The 21,008-nt window shown below is 61.9% G+C and carries 21 protein-coding genes; 15 read left to right on the top strand and 6 right to left on the bottom strand.

Annotated elements, in window-relative coordinates; genetic code table 11:
* Positions 1 to 25 precede the first annotated feature (25 nt).
* Together FYJ40_RS04975 and FYJ40_RS04970 are read left to right on the top strand one after the other, a co-directional pair.
* Positions 26 to 268 (top strand): hypothetical protein, encoded by a 243-nt coding sequence (locus tag FYJ40_RS04975; protein ID WP_154516433.1) that lies wholly within the window; start codon positions 26 to 28, stop codon positions 266 to 268.
* Between the two features lie 2 nt (positions 269 to 270).
* Positions 271 to 1,704, top strand: a complete 1,434-nt coding sequence (locus FYJ40_RS04970; protein ID WP_154516430.1) for a hypothetical protein — start codon at positions 271 to 273, stop codon at positions 1,702 to 1,704.
* A 511-nt stretch (positions 1,705 to 2,215) separates the two neighbouring features.
* Here the strand turns inward: FYJ40_RS04970 and FYJ40_RS04965 are convergent.
* Complete coding sequence (locus FYJ40_RS04965) at positions 2,216 to 3,199, bottom strand: DUF6273 domain-containing protein (RefSeq protein ID WP_154516427.1); 984 nt, start codon at positions 3,197 to 3,199, stop codon at positions 2,216 to 2,218.
* A 162-nt stretch (positions 3,200 to 3,361) separates the two neighbouring features.
* Here FYJ40_RS04965 and FYJ40_RS04960 point away from each other — a divergent pair, with 162 nt between their 5' ends.
* On the top strand, positions 3,362 to 3,664 hold the full coding sequence (locus tag FYJ40_RS04960) for a hypothetical protein (protein ID WP_154516424.1): 303 nt from the start codon (positions 3,362 to 3,364) through the stop codon (positions 3,662 to 3,664).
* A gap of 12 nt (positions 3,665 to 3,676) precedes the next feature.
* Here FYJ40_RS04960 and FYJ40_RS04955 read toward each other — a convergent pair whose 3' ends face one another.
* On the bottom strand, positions 3,677 to 3,865 hold the full coding sequence (locus FYJ40_RS04955; RefSeq protein ID WP_154516421.1) for a hypothetical protein: 189 nt from the start codon (positions 3,863 to 3,865) through the stop codon (positions 3,677 to 3,679).
* 133 nt (positions 3,866 to 3,998) lie between these two features.
* Between FYJ40_RS04955 and FYJ40_RS04950 the strand changes: the two genes are divergently transcribed.
* The 5 genes from FYJ40_RS04950 to FYJ40_RS04930 are packed head-to-tail and all read left to right on the top strand — an operon-like array spanning position 3,999 to position 11,584.
* Positions 3,999 to 5,552, top strand: coding sequence for an ATP-binding protein (locus FYJ40_RS04950; protein ID WP_154516418.1), 1,554 nt, complete (start codon positions 3,999 to 4,001; stop codon positions 5,550 to 5,552).
* A gap of 1 nt (position 5,553) precedes the next feature.
* A complete protein-coding gene (locus tag FYJ40_RS04945; protein WP_154516415.1) occupies positions 5,554 to 6,204 on the top strand; it encodes a hypothetical protein in 651 nt (216 codons plus the stop codon).
* A 3-nt stretch (positions 6,205 to 6,207) separates the two neighbouring features.
* A complete protein-coding gene (locus FYJ40_RS04940) occupies positions 6,208 to 9,483 on the top strand; it encodes a helicase-related protein (RefSeq protein WP_154516412.1) in 3,276 nt (1,091 codons plus the stop codon).
* A complete protein-coding gene (locus FYJ40_RS04935; RefSeq protein WP_154516409.1) occupies positions 9,480 to 10,064 on the top strand; it encodes a hypothetical protein in 585 nt (194 codons plus the stop codon). Before FYJ40_RS04940 ends, FYJ40_RS04935 begins: the two co-directional genes overlap by 4 nt.
* Before the next feature lie 59 nt (positions 10,065 to 10,123).
* Positions 10,124 to 11,584 (top strand): MutH/Sau3AI family endonuclease, encoded by a 1,461-nt coding sequence (locus FYJ40_RS04930; RefSeq protein WP_154516406.1) that lies wholly within the window; start codon positions 10,124 to 10,126, stop codon positions 11,582 to 11,584.
* Between the two features lie 3 nt (positions 11,585 to 11,587).
* Here the strand turns inward: FYJ40_RS04930 and FYJ40_RS04925 are convergent, their stop codons facing one another.
* Positions 11,588 to 12,055, bottom strand: a complete 468-nt coding sequence (locus FYJ40_RS04925) for a DUF5067 domain-containing protein (RefSeq protein ID WP_154516403.1) — start codon at positions 12,053 to 12,055, stop codon at positions 11,588 to 11,590.
* A 172-nt stretch (positions 12,056 to 12,227) separates the two neighbouring features.
* Between FYJ40_RS04925 and dcm the strand changes: the two genes are divergently transcribed.
* The gene (gene dcm / locus FYJ40_RS04920) at positions 12,228 to 13,490 is read left to right on the top strand and encodes a DNA (cytosine-5-)-methyltransferase (RefSeq protein WP_370450602.1); all 1,263 of its coding nucleotides are present in this window, start codon (positions 12,228 to 12,230) and stop codon (positions 13,488 to 13,490) included.
* A 32-nt stretch (positions 13,491 to 13,522) separates the two neighbouring features.
* Here the strand turns inward: dcm and FYJ40_RS04915 are convergent, their stop codons facing one another.
* The gene (locus FYJ40_RS04915; RefSeq protein ID WP_154516400.1) at positions 13,523 to 14,155 is read right to left on the bottom strand and encodes a zinc-ribbon domain-containing protein; all 633 of its coding nucleotides are present in this window, start codon (positions 14,153 to 14,155) and stop codon (positions 13,523 to 13,525) included.
* A gap of 84 nt (positions 14,156 to 14,239) precedes the next feature.
* Between FYJ40_RS04915 and FYJ40_RS04910 the strand changes: the two genes are divergently transcribed.
* A complete protein-coding gene (locus FYJ40_RS04910) occupies positions 14,240 to 14,929 on the top strand; it encodes a hypothetical protein (RefSeq protein ID WP_154516397.1) in 690 nt (229 codons plus the stop codon).
* 304 nt (positions 14,930 to 15,233) lie between these two features.
* Here FYJ40_RS04910 and FYJ40_RS04905 read toward each other — a convergent pair whose 3' ends face one another.
* Positions 15,234 to 16,199 (bottom strand): helix-turn-helix domain-containing protein, encoded by a 966-nt coding sequence (locus tag FYJ40_RS04905; RefSeq protein ID WP_154516394.1) that lies wholly within the window; start codon positions 16,197 to 16,199, stop codon positions 15,234 to 15,236.
* 686 nt (positions 16,200 to 16,885) lie between these two features.
* Positions 16,886 to 17,677 (bottom strand): SDR family oxidoreductase, encoded by a 792-nt coding sequence (locus tag FYJ40_RS04900; RefSeq protein ID WP_154516391.1) that lies wholly within the window; start codon positions 17,675 to 17,677, stop codon positions 16,886 to 16,888.
* A gap of 341 nt (positions 17,678 to 18,018) precedes the next feature.
* Between FYJ40_RS04900 and FYJ40_RS04895 the strand changes: the two genes are divergently transcribed.
* The 5 genes from FYJ40_RS04895 (at position 18,019) to FYJ40_RS04875 (ending at position 20,980) form a co-directional block, all read left to right on the top strand.
* Positions 18,019 to 18,168, top strand: a complete 150-nt coding sequence (locus tag FYJ40_RS04895; RefSeq protein WP_154516388.1) for a hypothetical protein — start codon at positions 18,019 to 18,021, stop codon at positions 18,166 to 18,168.
* A 149-nt stretch (positions 18,169 to 18,317) separates the two neighbouring features.
* On the top strand, positions 18,318 to 19,022 hold the full coding sequence (locus tag FYJ40_RS04890; RefSeq protein WP_370450604.1) for a CDP-alcohol phosphatidyltransferase family protein: 705 nt from the start codon (positions 18,318 to 18,320) through the stop codon (positions 19,020 to 19,022).
* A gap of 66 nt (positions 19,023 to 19,088) precedes the next feature.
* Complete coding sequence (locus FYJ40_RS04885) at positions 19,089 to 19,523, top strand: FHA domain-containing protein (RefSeq protein WP_195838557.1); 435 nt, start codon at positions 19,089 to 19,091, stop codon at positions 19,521 to 19,523.
* Positions 19,524 to 19,526: 3 nt separating this feature from the next.
* Positions 19,527 to 20,411, top strand: coding sequence for a MerR family transcriptional regulator (locus FYJ40_RS04880; RefSeq protein WP_154516382.1), 885 nt, complete (start codon positions 19,527 to 19,529; stop codon positions 20,409 to 20,411).
* Positions 20,412 to 20,449: 38 nt separating this feature from the next.
* Positions 20,450 to 20,980 (top strand): adenine phosphoribosyltransferase, encoded by a 531-nt coding sequence (locus FYJ40_RS04875; protein ID WP_195838556.1) that lies wholly within the window; start codon positions 20,450 to 20,452, stop codon positions 20,978 to 20,980.
* Positions 20,981 to 21,008: the final 28 nt, after the last annotated feature.

Genomic DNA, 21,008 nt, shown 5'->3' with positions numbered 1-21,008 from the left:
TCGAGAAGAAAGGACGGAAATGAGAATGCTGGAGCTGATAATCCTCATCCTGCCCCTCCTGGCAATCGTCGCCAACATCTGCGGCGTGGCGGAGCTTGTCAAGATTGCCAGGGCCAAGGGGCATTACACCAATGGCGTGGGAATCCTCTGGTTCATCGGCCTTTTCGGCACGGCGCTCATGGTCGGCCTGATCGTCTGCGCACTGCCCGACCGAGCGGCACCGGCGCCTAGCGCACCAAGGGATGAAGACGCCCTGCCCGAGGTGTAGACATGTCTAAGTACAAGATAATCTACCGCAACGCCAATCCCCCCTGGCAGGAACTCTGCCCCGTCAGGGTCCTGGCCGTGCAGGTCTCCAGAGACACCGAGACGGGAGCCTGCTTCCTCCAGACGAAGGTCGCCAACGTATCGACGAAACCCGTCAGCCGCATAGAGTTCACGGTCGGACTCGAGGGCGAGGGAGGGGAGACAGAGACCGTCGACTTCTCGCTCCTAGATGCCGACCTGCCCGCCGGCGAGGTACTCAGGCCCAAGGCGGTGAGAATCAAGCTGTCTGTTATCACCGGCTTGCGTGCCGTTGTGACCCGAGCGGACGGCGAGACGTCCTTCGGAGACCCGATCGACATCGATAGCCCCGCGCCACTCGCACTCACCGGGGTCGAGGAGTCGGAACGCGATGTCCTGCTCTCCGAGATGGGGGCCGATACCTTCAAATGCTCAGGCGTCCATTCCGAGCACGATGGATGGTGGCAGTGCGGCTGCGGTGCGGTGAATCTCAAGCGCGATACCTGCTGGAACTGCAGTGCCGTGTGCGAGAAACTGGCGGATCTGGAAGATCCCGCGTTCCTGGATGAATCCAGAAGGGACAGGGTCTACAAGACGAGCGTTGCGATACTCGAGAAGGGCAACAGGAAGGAAGCTGAAGCCGCCAAGGAGAGCCTCGAGAGGCTGGCCGAGCAGGGCTACGGGGATTCGGGCGAGAAGGCAAGAGAGGCCGGCGCGAAGATTGCGAACCTCTCGAAAAGGAGGAAGAAGATAGCCGTCGCGGCTGTCGCTGGCATCGTCCTGCTTGCCGTCATGGTCGCCATCTCGCCCCTGCCGTCCATGCTCGAAGCGCGGGTGGACATGAAGGCGGAGCAGGAGACAATCGACAGCAAGTCGATTGGGCAGACCGTCGAATTCGGGACCTATTCGGAAGACCTTTCGACCTATAAGGGTACCTCAGTCGCCGGCAGACCGATCAGATGGATCGTAGTCGACAAGGAGGACGGACGGGCCCTTCTCGTAACCCAGAAGTGCATCGACGAGATGGCGTTCGATACGCAAGGCGACGCAATCGATTTCAAGTCCAGCTCGCTATACGACTATCTGAACGGCAGCTTCAGGGATTTCGCCTTCAGTGATGTCGAACGGGGCCTCATCGATGGAGACGTCACGATTCTCAACACCTCTCTCCTTTGCGAACCCGCGCTATCGGACGATTTTCGGTACGCAAAGTCAGTGAAGGACGACAAAGTTAAGGACTGGTGGACCTCTACCGTCGAGAAGTACGGCGGCAGCTCTGACTATAGAGATTTCTACTATGTCGGGCAGCCCCTAGCCAATTACGTGCGCAAGTGGGGCGATATCAAATTTGGCGATGACGGGAGCGAGCAGGATGAAGTGCTCGGAGTCCGCCCCGCTATCTGGGTCAAATTGAATTAGCAGTCGGTTTTCCCATAGGTTGAATAGCGAAGGCGGCTCCCGAATCATCGGGAGCCGCCTTCATGCGTTCACTTGAACTTGTATATTGCCATGCCTTGGGAAGGATTACGGCGGGTGCGTACTTGTTGAAGTCGCTATGCAGTGTATTCGGGCCGATGTTCCAGTCGGAACAATCCAGATGGAGACTCCGGTACCGCTCGAACATTCCCGTTAAGTCATATGCAGCACCGAAATCGCACGTGGCACAGAGACCAGTTACGTCAACATCCGCGTCCGGAACGAATCGAAGCTGTATCCCGTTCAAAAACTTATGCCGTCCGTCACCCCAAAAGCACTCTCTCAATGCCGTGCAAATCGAGTGCCCAAACCCAGTGCTATAACCTACCGTCATCGCATGTTTGAAATTCAAATATGAGGCGAGACGATCAAGATGACGAGCCAATACAGTTTCCATAATCACAATCGCCAAAAGAAAAAGCCCGCGCGGATTGCACGGGCTTAGTAGTTGGAATTAGAAGCAGAAGGCGGGGAACACGCTCCAGGTTGGCGCCGCGTCGCTGCTGTACCAGTTACCGTCGGTATAAACAAAGCGGAAGTCCCTGGAGTTGCCCGGAGTCACGGAGCGAGTCCAGTGCCAAGAGCTGGACGAAGCCCCGGAATAGCTCGACGTCGATACGCCCTTGGATTGGTAGTACTCGTACTGGGCACCGTCGGAGTCGAGATCGCCGTAAACTTCGGTCGTAGAGAGCAGGAAGACCTTATCGGTCGTAGCCGAGGGGGTGCCGGCAGTGCCGCCGCCTCCCTTGTTGTCGGTCATCTTCGTGACGGCCTTCACATTGTATTGGATCTCGGCCGGCAGGAGCGCCCAGAGGTCACCGGTGTTGAGGCGTCCGCGGAGCTCGGAGGCCTCCCAGCCGCCTGCATTCGAATTCGTGGCGTACATGCGCTGAGCGCCCAGGGCATCGTTGGTCGCCTCGAACGTGAGACCGGCCTTGCCCGAACCGTCCGCGAGGTCGTCGTGGTTTATGCCGATGATGCGGTACTCGAGTGTCTGGCCGTTGTTCAGCGTGACGGACCACTTTGTCCCCGAGCCCATGGCATCCTTGGCCTTGGGGAACGCGACCGAGGCGGTTCCCTTCTCGGCGATGTCCTCGGCGGCCTTCTTCTGGTCCTCGAGCGTCCAGTCCCTCGGGTCCTTGTCCGTCACCGTCTTCATGTCGTCGAGATAGTCCTTCTGCTCCTGGTCGGGCGTATTGCCGCCGGACCCGCCGCCCGAGGTGCCGCCGAGGCCCGAGCCGGAGCCATGGATGCCGCCGGCCAGGGTATTCGCCACGCCGGCGAACTGGTTATGCACGGCTTGCGATACCTGCGGTCCGGCGAAGACGACGACGAGCGAGATGACGGCGATGATCAGGACGTACTCGATGATAGACTGGCCCCGGAGGCGAGCCGCCCTACGCGCGACCCCCCGAGGCGGAATTGCCGCTGCATGCATATGCGGCTCCCTTCGCTCAAGGGTTTGCAATACGAGCCGAGCGTAGGACTATTTCAGAATTCTGCACCGGTCTTGCCGCAGCGGCAACCGCATCGACGGTCAACCATCGAGATTGCGCTACAATAGAACACACGTTCGTTATAGATTCCAAAGGAGTGCCGCATGGAGCATGGTGAGAAGTCGATACGTTTAGTCACAGCCCTCGTTGAATGCCGCCCCGATGGTGAGTACGTCCCCTGGGGAATCAAATGGTACGACGGCACCGTCTACCCGTTCGACCGCATCGAGTCCTACAGCGCCCGCTCGTGGGCACTCGGCAGGACTAGGCAGTCCGAGTCCTGGCGAGTGGTCGTCGGGGACGGGACCTGCCGCGACATCTGCCATTACGGGAACAGCTGGTACGTGGTCCACGACCCCGACAACGATGCCCCCGCGGCGCTTCCGAAACGGGGACCATGTAAATAGCACCAATGGACATCAATCCTGCCGGCTGCCGACGATTGCCGACGCGAGCATATCCGAAAGTCTTGAAATCTGCCCAGACGCGTACTCGACTATAAGCTCCGGCTCGGCCATTTCCCCGTGGGCGGCCGCCTCGAGCGCCGAGGCGAGTCCGCGCATCTCGTGGCAGACGTCGTAGACCCTGCCCTTGGCCCGCTCGTCCATATTCTCACCTCCCTTCGGTTGGAAACGCGATAGACCATACTTCATCTGGCGCACCCCGGGCACGCCCGGAACGCGACCGTTCGCCAGATAGAATTTGTTGCTCAATAAATCGAGGGGCGCAATAAGTAAACTTATGGCGTATGGCAACGAATGCGGGGCTTGCGGCGCGACTGCGCCCGCCGGCCCCCGACGATTATTTCCGGAGGTCCCCATGGGGAGTCGCACGGTGAAGAACTACCCCTCGCCGCGCCTGATGGCGAACATCGGCGCGACCAACCAGTCGGTTCCCGAGTCCATCGGCGAGCTGGTCGCGAACTGCTTCGACGCTAGGGTGGGAAATGAGAAAGTCGAGGTCGCCGTCGTGCTCGGCGACGACAAGATCAGCGTCATCGACAACTGCAGGGGCATGACGGGCGACATCCTCGAGAAGGCGGTCTGCATCGCCGAGGACATGTCGCGCCATCTCGAGCGCGGCGAGGACGCCAAGGGCCACTTCGGCATGGGCTTCAAGGCCGCGTGCTCGGCCCTCGGCGCGTACTACGAGATCTTCACGCGTCCGGTCGGCGAGGACACCGAGTACCACGTCGCGTTCGACATCAACGACTACAGTCGCAGGGACTCGGGCGCGGACGCCTGGGACGTCGTCATCGAGGACAGTCCGGTCGACGGCACGGGCGTGCTCGCCAGGGTCCCCCACGGCAGCGCATTCATCATCAGCCGCCTGAGGAACCCCGACCCGATGCCGGGCGCCATCGTCAGGTACCTGGGCGCCGCCTTCAAGGGACACCTCGAGACGGGCGACCGCATCGTGCTCGTGCAGGGGCGCGACAGGACGGAGATCGAGCCCGTCAGCTACAAATACCTGCCCGGTACCAAGGTCGATATCGACACCGCCTGCGGGCCGAACGGCAAGTACCGCATCACGGGCTGGATGGCGCTCAGCGACCAGACGCACAACGACGGCATGTACGGCTTCAACATCTACCGCCACGGGCAGCTCGTCATGCCCTGGGACAAGTCCTGGTTCAAGGCGCACCTCATGACGAGCCGTATCATCGGCGACGTCGAGCTCGGCTTCATCGACTCGACCTTCTACAAGCAGGGGCTTCAGGAGACGCCCGAGTGGAAGCTGGTCTCCAGCTACATGAAGGAGTACCTGAAGACCCTCGTCGCGGGCTCGCGCCACCTGTCTCGCTCCGGCAATGTACACGACGCGCAGGAGGTCCGAAGGGTCGCGGAGAGCCTCGCCGAGCAGTACGGCGGCGAGTCGATCCTGCCCGACGACGAGCTGACCGCTCCCGTTGAGGAGAGCACCGCGGCGGACACGGCGGGCATCAACACGACGGTGCGAAACGTCGTGACCGAGAGGTCCCTCGAGCTCGAGTCGGGCCTCACCGTCAACATCACGATCGTCAACAGGGGCAGGGGCAGCGACGTCAACGCGCCCTTCGACTACATCTACGAGGAGGGCGACGACGACGGCGACCCCTCGGCGCTCCAGGTGATCGTCTACGAGGACCACCCGCTGTGGAAGAAGAAGGTCAGCGACGAGGTGAGGCAGGTGCTGGCGGCATCCGACGCCATCTACCGCGTGCTCGTGGAGAAGCTGTCCGTCGCCCCGGCGGAGGCGACCAGGATGCGCAACGACTGGGTCGCGGTGCGCTGCGGCATGAAGGGAGAGGAGTAGCATGAACAGGCTTGATGCGCTCGAGTCGGTCAAGAGGGCATGGGACGACCCCGGAATGCCGCTGGACGAGAGGGCTTCGTCCGTCTCGTCCGACTTCTACTCGGCGGGACTCGACCTCGGCACCGCCGCGGCCTATATCAACGCGACGCCGTCCGAGCTGGAGGCGCTCCTCGAGCTGGGCGGCCTAGACGAGGACCTCCTCTCCGAGATCGCCGCCGCGAACCCGCCGAGGACCGCGTGGACGTTCCTCAACTGCGCGAGCGAGGACGAGGCGAGGCGCTCGCTGGAGGCGCTGACCGCCCAGCGCGGGCGGGACTCCCGCGACCGTATGGATGCCGCCGAGGCAATGTACCGCTCCATGGTCGCCATCGCGGAGCCGACCGCCGACCAGAGGGTCGCGGCGCTGTCCGGCGCCGACATCAGGCACGCCCTCGAGAAGGCCAGGCAGTACAAGGCGGACGACAAGTTCATGGTCAAGTTCATGACGAGCGTGGCGGGGCAGAGGGGCAGGGGCAAGGTCCTGTCCGACAAGCAGTCGAGCAAGCTCCGCGAGCTCCTCGAGAAGATCGCGGACGCGGGCGCGATATGCCGCGACAGCATCGACGGCGATGCCGACGCCTGCGACCGCATCCTCGACGCGCTGGGAAGGTAGCGCATGCCCCGCGACCAAAGGCGGGAGGGCTTCCCCTCCCTCGGCATCGGATACGTCTACACCGGACACGGCAGCAGGCTGCTCTCCGAGTTCCTCCTGCCGCTGCTCGGCGCGGCGAGCGAATACGACCGGGTGACGAGCTACTACACGCTCGACTCCCTCATCGCCATCTCGGCGGGGGTGGAGGGGCTGTACGCCCGCGGCGGCCGCATGCGCCTCATCGTCGGTATCCACAGCGTCCCCGGCGAGCTGGCCGCGGCGGCGGACCCCGCCGAGCCGCTACGCGCCGAGGCGGAACGAATCGGCCGCGAGATCGGGGAGGGCATCCTCGGCCTATCCGACGCAATCCAGCGCGAGCGGCTGGCGACGCTCGCGTGGATGATCGCCGACGGGCTTCTCGAGGTGAGGGCCGCCGCTGTGGACGACGGCGGGCTCTTCCACACGAAGCTGTTCCTGCTGCGGGACGCCCAGGGCAACTCCGTCATCGCCTCGGGGAGCGCCAACGAGACGCGCTCCGGGCTCGGCGGCAACTACGAGACGATCATGGTGCAGAAGTCCTGGGAGACGCCCGGCATCGAGAAGGTCTGGCGCGGGGTCTTCGAGGGCCTGTGGGAGGGCTCCGCCGAGGGCGTGACGTCCTGCGAGATAACCCAATCGTTCGCATCCGCCATCGAGCGCGGCCTCGGCGGGAGCGTGCCCCGACCCGGCGCGTCGCATGCCGCGGTCGCGGAGGGCGCCATCGCGGCGGCGCGCAGGATGCCCTCGTACTTCTTCGTCTCCGGCGACATCCCCGGGCTCTACCAGCACCAGGAGCGTGCGGTCATCGACGCCCTTTCCCGCTGGCCCGTCAGGGTCCTGCTCTCCGATGAGGTCGGGTTGGGGAAGACGTTCGAGGCCGCGGCTGCCATGGCCTTCATGGTCAGGTTCTGCGGGGTGCAAAGCGTGGTCATCCTCACGCCCAAATCCGTCCTCTCCCAGTGGCAGTCCGAGCTGCGCGACCGCTTCGGCATCGAAGCGTGGCTCTACGACTCCACAAGGTGCCTCTACGTGGGCGCGGACGGGACCGAGCGCCCGCAGGCGGGAAACCCCCTCGGGGCCGGCCGCCCGGATATAGCCCTGGTCTCCGCCCAGTACGCCCGCGGGAGCCGCGGCAGGCCCGGATGCCTGGAGCGCGGCGACGCGGTCCTTCCTGACCTGCTCGTCGTGGACGAGGCCCACGCCGCCCGCGTCAGCACGCAGGCGGGCGGGCGCAAGAAGACGACGAGGCTCTACGCCATGCTCGAGTCCGTCTGCGCCCAGATACCGCACGTGATCCTCGCAACCGCCACGCCGATGCAGAAGGAAGCATCCGAGTACCACGCGCTCCTGCGGCTTCTCGGGCTGCCGAAAAGATGGGGGAAGGAGAGCCGCTTCCTCGGCTCCCTCGAGACGATAGCGTCGAGCGCGGCACCCGACCTCACATCCGCAGCAGAATCCGCGAAGCTGCTCCTGTCGACCCTCGACGAGATGCGCCCCGACCTCTCCGAGCTCGGTCCCGCGTCAAGGGCGTCGGTGGCGTCGCTCGCCGGCATCGACCGCGCCGACTCCATCGCGCTCGCCGACTACGTCCAGAGGAACTGGGGCGCGGTGCGCGAGGCACTCACCATGCTCCACCCCGCGCACCTGCTCACCGTCAGGAACACCAGGCGCTCCCTGGAGGGGGTCGGCTACCGCTTCCCGAGGCGCAACCTGCATGCCGTGTCGCTCGACGGCCAGCGCGAGGTCATGTCGTTCTACGGCAGGGTCGACGCTTACATCTCGAACGAGTACTTCTCGATTGAGGAGGCGATGCGCCCCGGCAGGAGGAACTCGACCGGGTTCACGAGGGTGGGTTACCAGCAGAGGATCTCGTCCTCGCTCTGGTCGTGCTACAGGAGCCTGCAGCGCCGGCTCGCCAAGCTGAATTCCATCAGGGCCGACCTTTCCGGAACGGCGGCCCCCGACTGGGGAATCCTCGCCGACCTCGGGCTCGACCTCGACCCGGATGACGACTCCGACCTGTTCGAGGACGGGGATGCCGCCTCGGCGGACATCCCTGGCGACCTCGACGGCCTGAGCGCGGCGAACGTCGCCGCCACCGCGTCCATTGAGGCTGCGGCCATCAGGCCGCTGATCGAGGAGGCCGAGGGCCTCATCGAGCGCGGGCTCGACATGAAGGTCAAGAAATCGGTGGACATCGCCCTCGAGAGCCTGGCGGCCGGGGACAGGGTGCTCCTCTTCTCGCGCTACACCGACACCGTGGACGCGCTGGCGGGGGAGTTCCGCGGCCGCGAGGACTCGGACGCCTACACGTACGGCATCTACAGCGGCTCGGTATCCGAGATCCACCGCGGGGACGACGTCCGCGCATGCGCGAAGACCGAGATAACCGACGCCCTCAGGCGCGGCGACCTCAGGCTGCTCATCTGCTCCGACGCGGCATCCGAAGGCCTCAACCTCCAGGCGGCACGCGTGCTCGTCAACGTCGACGTCCCGTGGACGCCCTCGGTCCTCGAGCAGAGGATCGGACGCGTCGCGCGACTCGGCCAGAGGGCGGCCGAGGTGGATATCTACAACGTGTGGTACCCCCGCAGCGTCGAGCAGCGGATGTACACGAGGATCCAGGAGAGGTTCCATACCGCCAACCTCGCGGTGGGCGAGTTCCCCGACGTCGTGGCCACGGAGATCCGCGACGCCATCCTCTCCGGCTCGCCCTCCATCGATGAGGGGATGGAGTCGCTGCTCGAGCTCAGGAACTCCGCGCAGACGAGGGCGCTCGAGAGGCTCTTCGCCGGCGGCGGGAAACCGGGCGAGACGGCATCGGACTCCATCCGCTCCGCCCTCATGGACGCGGCGGAATCGTCCTTCGCCCACACCGACCTCGGCGCGGGCCGCATGAGCTTCTCGCTCGCGGGCGGCGGTGAGGTCGAGCTCACCGCGGAGGTGGGATGCGACCAGACGGTCTCGCTCTCGTCCGCGCCATGGCGGGAGAGGGACTTCGGAACCGACGGCCTAGCGGTCATCGAGGACCCCGACGGCCGCCCCGCCGCCTTCTCCTCGGCCGGCGACCCGTCGCGTCCGCTGGACAACGCGGTCCTTACCGACATCCTTGTGGGCAGGGATTTGGTGGCGCGGGCCGGTGACGGCAAAAGGCCCGAGACCCTGCCGAACCCCTCCGCGCTGTCGATGGCGTTCGCGTGCGGCGAATGCCCGACGAGGCCCGAATTCTGGAATCACGAAGCAAGGGAAGGGGAGAGATGAGACTTCGCTACACCGCCGCGCCCTGGGCCGCGCCCGAGTTGACCCCCGAGGCGGCAGAGCTCGCCGACATCCTCGCGGACGACGTCTGGTCCGAGTCGTCCGTCGAGTTCTACGCCGAGCGCGACGCCAAGATACGCCTCGGGAAGAGGGCCCCCAAGGGGATGCAGAAGACCCTCAACGCCGTCATCGACCGCAAGCTCACCGAGGCGGGCTGGCTTGGCGACTCGGGATACTACGTGAAGGGCTCCACATGGGCCCGGATAACCTTCAGGCACCAGATGAGCATCGGCTCCGATTTCCTCGATGCCCTGAAGGTCTGCAAGAAGCAGGGGATGGAGCTCGCTGTCATCATCGCGGCGAACCGTGAGACGCTTGACGTGATAACGCCCAACGACGCCGCAGCGCTCGTCTCGTTCGAGAAGCTGCGCTCGCTGGCGCTCGACCTGGACGGCGCCATGGACATCCCCCTGCTGATAGGCGAGCTGACCCCGATGACCTTCGCGCCCTCGGACATCGATGCCGAGATACGGAAATACCGCCCGCGCGACACGACGGTGTCCTCGGAGTCGCTTCCCTCGTAGACGCCCCGATAGGCGAAAGATCGCTATCCTTGGGCGAAAGGGATACGGAGGGGGAGAACATGGCCAAGGGCAACCACAGCTTCAGCGAGCGGGACATTCACAGCCGCTTCGGCGCTATCGTCGGCCGCACCGTGGCCGAGGTCGATACCGCCGGAGTCCTCGCCGCATCATCTGCATCCCGCAACAAGGGCAGGATCGGTGCCATCATCGAGCAGTCTGTGCTGGGCTACCCCGCAGATTCAGATCGCCGCCCCGATATCCTCATCGACGGGCAGCCGTGGGAGGTCAAGGCGACAGGTCTCGTCGAGGGCGCCCGCGGCGGGTGGCGTGCGAAGGAACCGATGTCCATCACCGCCGTGGCGCCCGAGGGCATCGTGGCGGAGAGCTTCTCCACCTCGGCCTTCTGGCACAAGGCCGAGCGCCTGCTGGTCGTCTACTACCTCTACGTGCGCCCCGGCAGGGGAGTGACGGTCGAGTACGCCGGCTTCGAGTTCAAGGGCTACGATCTCCACACGTGGCACGAGGTCGACCGATTCCGCCTGGAGGCGGACTGGACGGTCGTGAGGGAGTTCGTCCGCACCGCCCTCGAGGGCGATGTCGATACCGAGATGCCGAACCTCTCCACGCTCATCAATCCCCAGCTGCTCTACCTCGACACCTCGCCGAAGTGGCCCAACAGGCCGAGGTTCCGCCTGAAGGCATCCCTCGTCACCCAGATGGCTCGCGAGCGGCTGGATGACGATATGGGGATGATTCCCGACCAGGGCTGGCTGTCCTCGATGGGGTCGCTCAGGGCGCACCTGCACGGTATCTCCGATTCCTGCGCCGGCAAGACGCTCGAGGACCTTGCCGCACAGTTCGACCTGCCGATTAAGACGAAATCCGGACGCGAGAATAAGTCCCTCGCCGAGCAGGTCGTGGTCAGGCTCTTCACGGGGCATGCCGGCAAGATCTCGCAGGTGCCGCTCTTCGCCAAGGCCGGACTCGTCTTCAAGACGATGACGCTGACTCCCACTGGCGGCAGGACCGAGGACATGAAGCTGAACCCATCGATCGACTTCGACGAGCTGTGCGACCCCTCGGTCGAGTTCGAGGACTCCGCTTTCGCGGCGCCCTTCATCGACTCCACCATGGTCGTGGCGGTGCTCGAGGAACGATACCGCGACTGCCCGCTGCGCCAGTGCCGCTTCATGGGTTTCAAGACCCTTTGGCTCGGGACCTACCTCGATGCCGCCAGGGCGCTCTGGGACGGCATGCGCGACCTTATCTTCAGCGATTCACTTATAGATGCTCCCGTCCTGAAGAAGGACGGCACGCCGCGCGTGACGCCCAAGACGGGGATACCCATGACGGCGCCCAACTGGCCGAAGAGCCGTGACGGCGTCCTGTTCGTCCGCGGCACTGGTACCGATGCGAACGACAAGCCTGTAGAGGTCAACGGTGTGAGGATGTACCGCCAGAACGTATGGGTCAAGGGTAAGGAATTGGCCGAACGACTCGACGTGACGCCTTGTATCTGAGTTCTATCGCTCCAGATAGAAACTTTCATTTAACTCATTTGATTCGCCATGGGGGTCGCTGATTTTTACCGTGATCGGAGACATATCGTTAATCCTGTAGATTGAAGACCCAAAGGCCTGCCCGCCCGGCGCAAGCTCCGTTTTTTCGGATAAAAAGATCCTATTGCCCGCGGCACCTGGATGGAGTACCTGCTTGTTTTGGTAAACCTTGAGGTGAGGGACGGCGTAAATGTCTTCAACGCTGTTGTTGATGGCATGCCATCGAATGACGGCGACTTTGCCGAAACCAGGACCAGGAACAGCATCAAGTACTTCGATACCGGTGATTGAGTAGTTCATCTTGCCGGCGGTCGAATCTGAACCGCTGTCGGTCCCATTCATAGCATGATTGCGTCCTAAAGCTCCGACCACGGCCACCGCGAACAGGCTAGCAAGTCCGAGCGCCCGAGCGGCAGTACACATCTTTGGCATAAAGCATTCCTTTCAGAAGTGTTTACCAGCTCATTCAACTTATCGAACGTCGATTGCGCTCCAACTGTTTTGCCGCTGCGGCAATCGCCCTCTAGCCGCTCCCCTTGATCTTGTCCGCGAGATCGGTTATCATCGATCTCACAAGAACGGACACAGCAGCGATTGGAGAAACGTGTCTGAAATCAAGATCGCCGAGCTCTTCGCGGGCGTCGGCGGGTTCCGCCTTGGCCTAGAGGGCTATGCAGACCCCAACCATCCCGAGTTCTATATGAAGCCGGCAGGCCCCTTCACCACCGTCTGGGCGAACCAGTGGGAGCCGCCAGGAACCGAGTCTAGGCAGTTCGCCGCCCGATGCTACGCCGAGCGCTTCGGCGAGAGCTCCGTGGTGAATGAGGACATCAACAGGGTACTGGACAAGGCTGAGGCGGGGGAGACCCAGATCCCCGACGTCGACATGGTCGTCGGCGGCTTTCCATGCCAAGACTACTCCGTTGCGCGTCCCCTCAACCAGGCACACGGCATCGAGGGCAAGAAGGGCGTCCTTTGGTGGGACATCTACCGCTTCCTCGAGATGAAGAAACCCCGATTCGGCCTGTTCGAGAACGTCGACCGCTTGCTCAAGTCCCCCGCGTCCCAGCGCGGGCGCGACTTCGCCATCATCCTGAGCTGCCTCGCCGACCTCGGCTACACAGTCGAGTGGCGCGTGGTCAACTCCGCCGAATACGGCTTCCCGCAGCGCCGCAAGCGCGTCTACATCTTCTGCGAGAAGGACGCGGGCGATACCGACCTGGCCGACCGCATGCGCCGCGGCGTCATGGCCAAGGCGTTCCCCGCCGTCTACCCTGACGAGATGGCAGAACTCGATGTCCTGCCCGACCCCTACGAGAACTCGACCCGCTTCGGCGTCGGCCAGAAGGTCTCGCAGTTCAAGAACGCCGGCGTGATGCAGGGCTGCCATGTCCTCACCTGCGACTTCGCCGAGGACTACCGCGGCGAGCGCCGCGTGCTGCGAGACGTGCTGATAGACGAATCGGACGTCCCCGAGCAGTTCTACATCGCCGACGAGAAGCTGCCCGACTGGCGATACCTCAAGGGCGCCAAACGCGAGGAACGCACCAACAAGAAGACGGGCTTCACCTACACCTACTCCGAGGGCGCCATGAGCTTCCCCGATTCCGTCGAGAAGCCGAGCCGCACGATCCTCACCGGCGAGGGCGGCACCGGCGCGAGCCGCTTCAAGCACGTCATAGAGTGCCCCGACGGACGCTTCCGCCGCCTGGTGCCCGACGAGCTCGACCAGTTGCAGGGATTCCCCAAGGGCTGGACCGACACGGGCATGACCGACGGTCACCGGGCCTTCTGCATGGGCAACGCCCTCGTCACGGGCGTCCCGCACCGCATCGGCGAGGCGATGGTCGAGGTCTACGACCTATAGCTAAAGATAGGGGAGGGCTTGGACCCTCCCCCTTACTTTCCACAGACGGGACAGCTGCCGCCGCCCGCCTTCCTCCTGTATACGATGGCCTGCCACTCATGACCCTCGGGGCATCGCCACCAGACCCTTTTGGAGGAGCCCGCCACGACGTCGGTGGGCCTCAGCTCCCCGTTGCGTTCGCAATCCCACTCCGCCGCGATTTTCGGATGCGTGGTCGCGAGGTCGTTGATTCCCTTCACTGCGACGCGGTTGGAGCAGCAGGGACAGGAACAAGAGCGCAGGATCGTGGCCGGAAATGCATCCCAAGAGTATCCGCAGGTACGGCAGCGGACGGTCAGTCTCGTGTTGGCGCCCATATATTTACCGACGATTTCGATATCCGGGCAGGCATCGGCCGCACGGCCGACGAACGCCTCATGCGTCAACGTCCTCGATTTCCCCGAGGATTTGCCAGCCGCCACCCGGGCGCATTTGGGGCATCGCGAGTTCCGGCGCAGCATCGAGTCGGGGTTGCCGACCCAGACGTTACCGCATACCAGGCAGCGACACCGAAGGGGAGCACTGATGCCGGCGTATTCGCCGAGCACGTCGAACTCGCCGTCGGCGTAGTGCGAGTTGTGATAGCGCAGCCGCGCAAGGAACTCATCATGGCTCAGTTTTCCCATCTTTCCCTCCCCGAGATCTAGACGACCGGTTCGGACAGCGATAGACTCTTAACCGACGAAACTATCGAGAAAAGGGTAATCTAAATGAAGCAAAACGAGAATACCGACGAATCCGCCATCGTCATCTGGGTGACAGCCGCCGAGGGCGCGTCTTTCGAGACCTACCGAAACGACCCGAGCGTCGGCGCCGAGATCCACCTGCCTCTGGAACCCGCCGCGCTGGCGGACGCGCTCGCAAGCGAGGCCGGGCGCGAGGGAGTCGAGACGGAGTCCCTCCGACTCCGCGCATGGGAGTACATCGGCCGATTCGTGCCGTTCGAGTGGCTCCCCCTCGGCGAGGCCTACACCATCGAGGAAGCCAATCTGCTCGCCGCGGCGGTCATGAACAATCCCGAAATCGACTGCGACGTCCTCTTCCAGTACTGCGACCTCCGCGAGGTCTATGACCCGATCGAGGTCTTAAACTTCATTCTCCAGTACGGGTCGATCCCGTACCGCAAGTGGTCGTCCCCGCTCGACCTCGGGGAGATCGGGATGGATGACCTCAGCCTGCACGAGAAGTGCGCCCTGCAGCTCGGCTGGGAGCTCGCGGGCAAGGATGCTAAGCGCGACCGTGCCGACATGTCCGTCGAAGAGCTGATTGAGCTCGGCGAGAGCAAAGCCGAGGACCGCGAGCTGGAAATCTGGCTCCACGGCTACATGGACCCCTATGAGGGCGAGATCGACACCGGGAAGTATTCCAAAGAGCAAATCATCAAGATGCTCTTCTCCTGATTCAGACATAATCTTATCTACAAAAAGAAAGGGGTCCTCTCGATAAGCGGGGACCCCTTTACCATGTGTCTGTTGTTGGGTCCAGAGGCAGAACTATAATTGCCTGACCTCGGATGTTAGTCGCATTAGGAGCAACGATACTCGTTTTTCTAAACGCAACTTTTCGTGTGCTCGTAAAAAATCGAAACGATAAAAACTAGTACAACCCTTCTGAATGGGTGGGCGGCTGTTTTGCTTGTAAGCAAACATGAAATCGGCCGCAGCAGCACCGCCTGGGAGGGCGGGCGAGGGGCTTGGCCGCAACTTAATTCCCGGATGCGGCCACCACGCTAAATACTTGAGAATCGTCGACCGCCCAGTATCTGCCATCCAAAAGTTTAAACACGATATAGCTGCCGTCTTTGCTTATTTCGGCGGCGTTTACGCATTTCTGAAGATCGGCGTGGTGCGCGAAGCAGCCGACGAGCACATCTCCATTTACAAGCCCGACTTTAAGATTGAGACCCATCTTCTCATACATAACGATACGATCCGAATCGTCCACGCCCTTGCTTGAGTCGAAGTCGGGCCTTAGCCCAGCGAGGCGAACCCCTCGCTCATCCAACGCTTTTTCGATTCCGCCCTTGGCGTAGTCGCTCAGCTGGTAATAGATTCTGCGCGCGAGATCATCTGCCACGACGCGCTCTGGGTCCCCGCCTGACCGTTCCGCTCGAAACTCGCCTAATGCCGACAGCATCAGGTACACCTCATGCAATCGCAGCGGCAGAAAGATCGGGTGGGCCGTCGACTTCAGGCCGCCGCGGCTTGTCGGCTCGGCCTTGATGTAGGAGTCGCCAAAACGCACGCCGTCTGCCAGGGCGCTCAGGCGCTTTTGCACCGCCGTGCGCGAGCAGCCCAGGTACGCGGCGATCGCTTGCTGGGTCATTCCCTTATGCGCCGCTTTGAGCAGCATGAGATTTGCCTCGTCCGTGCCTATGAACGACTTGTCCAGGTTGTAGTGGCGCTTTTTTGGGGCGCCGCCAATCTCGTTGCCCTTTTCGAACAGCTCGTGCACGCTTAGGAACAATTCATGGCGGCCGTTGCTTTGGGGGCCTTCCTCTGAGTTGGCATAATCTGCCAGCGCCTTGCAAAACAAGCGATAGTTTTCGTCAGTGACGAAAGTGGGCCACTGCATGTTGTGAAAGCGTGTGCCTTCACGTGTGTCGGCGAATTTCGAATACGCAGACTCAGGATCGCAACCGACCCTTTCCGCAATTTCCGCAACTCTCATGCCAATCCCTTCCGCAACCCAATCACACGCACGAAAAACCTATCAAGCCAAAAGATTGATGTGGCAAAAAAGAAGAAGAGGCATTACACCCCTCCTTCTGGACAGCCTGCACCCCGGTTCCCTGCCTGCCAGTTCGCCCCCCGAAACCCTCGGGGCGCTGTGGGGTCGAACCCCTCCGCATGGAAAATTCTATCGCGGCCATGCCCGCTATGCGTGTCACGCACACCACGCCAAACGTCAGGTTTACCAGCCGGGACTGAGCCCTCTTTCGAGAGCAGGGTTATATTAGCATCTACAAACTCGAAAAACCCTGCCGCATTTGAGGAGTACCAAGAAAACGGTCTACACCTTGAATATCAACCTCATCCGAACACCTCCCGCATTCACACGAACATGTACGGATGAATGCGGGAATCCGATACCCTGAGGGCCGGATCGGCCGGCCCACTAGGCACGAGCGGGACACGGTCCAGAGGATGCCGGAGCGCAGAGTCCCGTGCAGGGAGATCGCGGGGGAACCGGGCAGGTCGCCCTAGACGGTGAGCGCCGAGGTTCCGTCGCGCCCACCCATGAAAAGAGGGTTTCTTTGCGGGCGCCGCATCCGCACGCCCCCGCAAAGAAACCCTCGCACTCGCATCTCTACCTGCGAACCCGCACGCGCCCTCGCGCACGCGCCGCGGCAGCTGCTAGTCGCGGTAGAACGAGCCCATGTAGCGGATGTACTCGTCCTCGGTGTGGTTGGCCTTCCAGTCGTGGACGGAGTCCTTGTTGCGCTGGCCGGCGATGACGGAGAGCTCCTTACCCAGCTTCTCAAAGGCCTCGTCGACGCACTCCTCGGGGGTGAGGGCGATCTTCATGACGGCCTCGCCCTGCGGGCCGCCGGGGAGGTTGGACAGCAGGCTGGGGGTTAGGGTGGTGCCGAGGGTGATGACCTCGACGTCGACACCGGTGCCCTCGCACTCGCAGGCCACGGCCTCGGTCATCTTGAGGATGAAGGCCTTGCCCGCGCCGTACTGGCCGTTCCAGGGGCTGGAGCTGATGCCGGTCATCGACGAGACGTTGATCACGGCGCCGCGGTCCTGGGCGGCAAAGATCCGCATGTAGTGGTGGAAGCACTTGAGGAAGGTCACGACGTTGACGTTGATCATGGCCTCGTGCTTCTCCCAGGGAGTGTCCTGGATCTTGCCGAAGCTGTGCAGGCAGGCCACGTAGCTCATGAAGCCCATATCCAGGCCCTCGGTCGCGGCGAAGACGGTCTCGGCAGCGTCGGGCTGGCTAAAGTCGGCGCGCACGACCTTGGTCTCCACGCCGTAGGTCTCACGGATCTCGCCGGCGAGCACGTTCAGCTTCTCCTCGCGACGGCCGACCATGACGACATTCATGCCGCCGGCGGCGATCTTCTCGCAGAACGCCTTGCCGACGCCCTCGGTCGCGCCCAGGATCAGGCCCCACTCACCGTACTTTTCCCTCAGGTTCATACTGCATCCTCTCTCTCGATGCCCATGCGGGCACCTCTCCTTTAGCGTGCGGCCGCTCAGCCGCATACGGTGCGCCATTATGCGCTGAACAAGAGGGGAGTGCGTTCACGACTTTGCGAACGAGCCCGAAACAACGATGAACGGTGTCGGTCTATCACCACAATGAAACCCTTGCAGTATCAAGAGGGGAGGTGCTGGCGGGTGGAACCAAAAGGTGAACGCCGCCCTGGCGTGAGCGGCGTTCGATGTGGTTTTACCCACCTTGGCAGCTATTCACCAGGAGGGCATTGCGACCTCCGCTCGCCTTTGCTGTATCCCCTTGTGTGCCCATGTACAAAGGGATGCATCGCTATTCTGCGCCGGTGCTCGACAAGCGCGTGCGCTGGGCGCTCATCAGCGGCTACCTCTACGGCGCGCGCGACGCGCTGCTCACCCTCAACAATAACTGTAGCTGCAACTACCAACATAGCCCTCGCGGCTACTTCCTGTGAGAGTTTTTTGTTAAAGCAACGGCGCGAGAGTCCTCGTGGCACCCAGCAGCGTCCTCCACATGTCTGGACTCTCTATGCTCGCGCTGGATAGACATCGCCAGAACGGGTATAGTATCGAGAGTTTTGTCGTTTACCAGCGGGGGAGTCCTGTGGGCATCAAAAAGAAGATCAAAAAGGAGCTTATCGGCACCTCCGATTACCCGTCGAATAAGATTTTCACGATCTCCAATTTCATTACCTTCACGCGCCTGGTCCTCACGCTGGTCTTCCTGTACCTGTTTGTGACGGACAACAACCGTGTCGTCGCCATTGTCATCTATGCCATCGCGGCCTCCACCGACTGGATGGACGGTCAGATTGCCCGTATGACTAAAACGGTCTCGTGGCTCGGCAAGGTTATGGATCCCATCTGCGACCGTGCGCTGCTATTTACAGGCGTTTTAGGTCTCGTGGTTCGCGGCGAGCTTCCCATCTGGGTCTGCGTGCTCATCATCGGTCGCGATATCTACCTGGGCATCGGCACGCTCATCGTGCGCCACTACCACCGCCGCCCCATCGACGTAGTGTTTCCCGGCAAGATTGCCACGGCGCTGCTCATGACCGGCTTCTCGCTCATGCTGCTGGGCTTTCCCACCGTGGACGGCTGGCATCTGCTGCCCGCCACGTTCACGGCCTTCCCGGGCCTCAACGGCAGCTCGGTACCGCTCGGCATCTTCTTTGTGTATGGCGGCGTCATCTTCTCCATGCTCACCGCTGTCATCTATTCCATTAAGGGTGGAGCGGCCATTAAACAGGCTGTTGCGCATCCAGAGGACGAAGAAGTCGACTTTCTTAACCCCGAAATCGAAGACTAAGCCATTGGGGTATTATTACGTACAGTTCATTCTTTGCGGCATGTCCGCGTTAAGTTAGGGGTTGTCATGGACAACATGGTTAACAATATGCCTCAAAACGATAAGACTGCCGACGCAACCTGCGTCTTCCGTGTGCCTTCGAGCGACGTTACCGTTCCCGATCTTATGGCGAACGTTCGCATCACTGCCCCCGTTCTGTCTATTGTCAAGGGGCCGCAGACCGGTGCTGCCTTTGAACTCGAGGACGATGTGACCACCATTGGCCGCGATCCGGCAAACGGCATTTTCCTCAATGACATGACCGTATCGCGTAGCCACGCACGCATTATTCGCGAGGGTCTGGCTGCTCGCATCGAGGACTTAGGCTCGCTCAACGGCACGTGGGTTGACGGCGCTATCGTCAATGCCGCCCCGCTGCACGACGGATCTTCCGTCCAGATCGGTACGTTCACGCTCATCTACCACGAGAGCACGCCGGAGCGCATCGAAACCGGTGAGTAGGTAATGGCCGAACGCAACTATCTGAGTATCGGCCAAGTCGTCAATTTACTTCGAGGCGCATACCCCGATCTTTCGAACTCAAAAATTAGATTTCTAGAAGATGAGGGGCTCATCACCCCTCATCGTACGCCTAAGGGCTATCGCCAATACTCCAAGGAGGACGTTGACCGTCTAGAGGTCATTCTGCACCTGCAGAAGACGCGCTACATGCCGCTCAACGTGATCAAGCAACGCCTGGAAAACGCTACAGATCTCTCCACGCTTGCCTACGAGGTGGGCCTGCTGTCCGATGTTCCGCTTAAGACGGAGCCCAAGGAAACCAAGCAAAAGCTGCACCCCATCGAGACCATTCCGGATATGTTGGGCGTCGAGATCTCGTTTATTCGCTCCTTGGCCGAAAACGACCTTATTCGCATTATCAAGAGTCCGCAGAACCGCGAGCTCGTCGACGGGCGCGATTTTCCGATTATCCGCTACTGTTCTGAACTGTCACGCTTTCATATCGAGCCGCGAAACCTTCGTCAGTACGTATCATCCGCCAACCGCGAGTCTTCGATGTTCGAGCAAGTGCTCGTGAGTATGCTTGGCATGGACACCTCCGATGACGAACGCGATGCCAAGCTCGAACGCGCATTTAAGAAGCTACATGACCTCACCGAGGGCGTGCATACTGCGCTGCTCAAGAACCGCGTATTTGAGTCACTCAACGCTGTAGTCGAGGACGCCGATATCGATGCCCTCGATGAGGAAATCGCACGCTCCGAATCAACCAAGGCCAAAAGCGAAGAGGCATCTGCCTCCGCGGTCCCCGTGCGCGAGGAATCCCTCGTGCAGCCGCTTAAGGTTGTCGCCCCCTCGCACACCGGCACCGCCAGCGCGGACAAATAAACGCTTCTACAAACCAGCCTCCCATGAAAGGTCACGCCATGTACGACTTCGAATCTCACATCGTCGACATCCCCGACTATCCCGAGCCCGGAGTCGTCTTTAAGGACATCACGCCGCTCTTTAGCAATCCCGAAGCGCTTAAAGCCATGGTCGACGCGCTAGCGGAGCATTTCTCCGGCATGGGCATCACTAAGGTTGTAGGACCCGAGGCTCGCGGTTTTATGGTAGGCGTGCCTGTTGCCGTGGCACTCGGCGCCGGCTTTGTTCCTGCACGTAAACCGGGAAAACTGCCACGTAAGACCGTTAGCCAGGAATACGAGCTCGAATATGGAACCGATTCGATTGAGATTCACGTCGATGCCATCAGCTCTAAAGATACCGTGTTGATTCTGGACGACTTGGTCGCGACGGGCGGAACCGTCGAGGCAACAGGTAAACTGGTGCGAGATATGGGCGCAAAGCTCGTAGGTTATGGTTGTATCCTTGAGCTTGCGTTTCTTAATCCGCGCAAGAAGCTCACGCCTTCTAACGAGGACGTTGAGCTCTTTAGCCTGGTAACGGTGGACTAGCCGCTACCCTTAGATACTGGAAAGGAAG

The sequence above is a fragment of the Collinsella sp. WCA1-178-WT-3 (M1) genome, from assembly GCF_009696325.1.
Taxonomy (GTDB): Bacteria; Actinomycetota; Coriobacteriia; order Coriobacteriales; family Coriobacteriaceae; genus Collinsella.
This window is presented reverse-complemented; position numbering and strand designations above follow the sequence as displayed.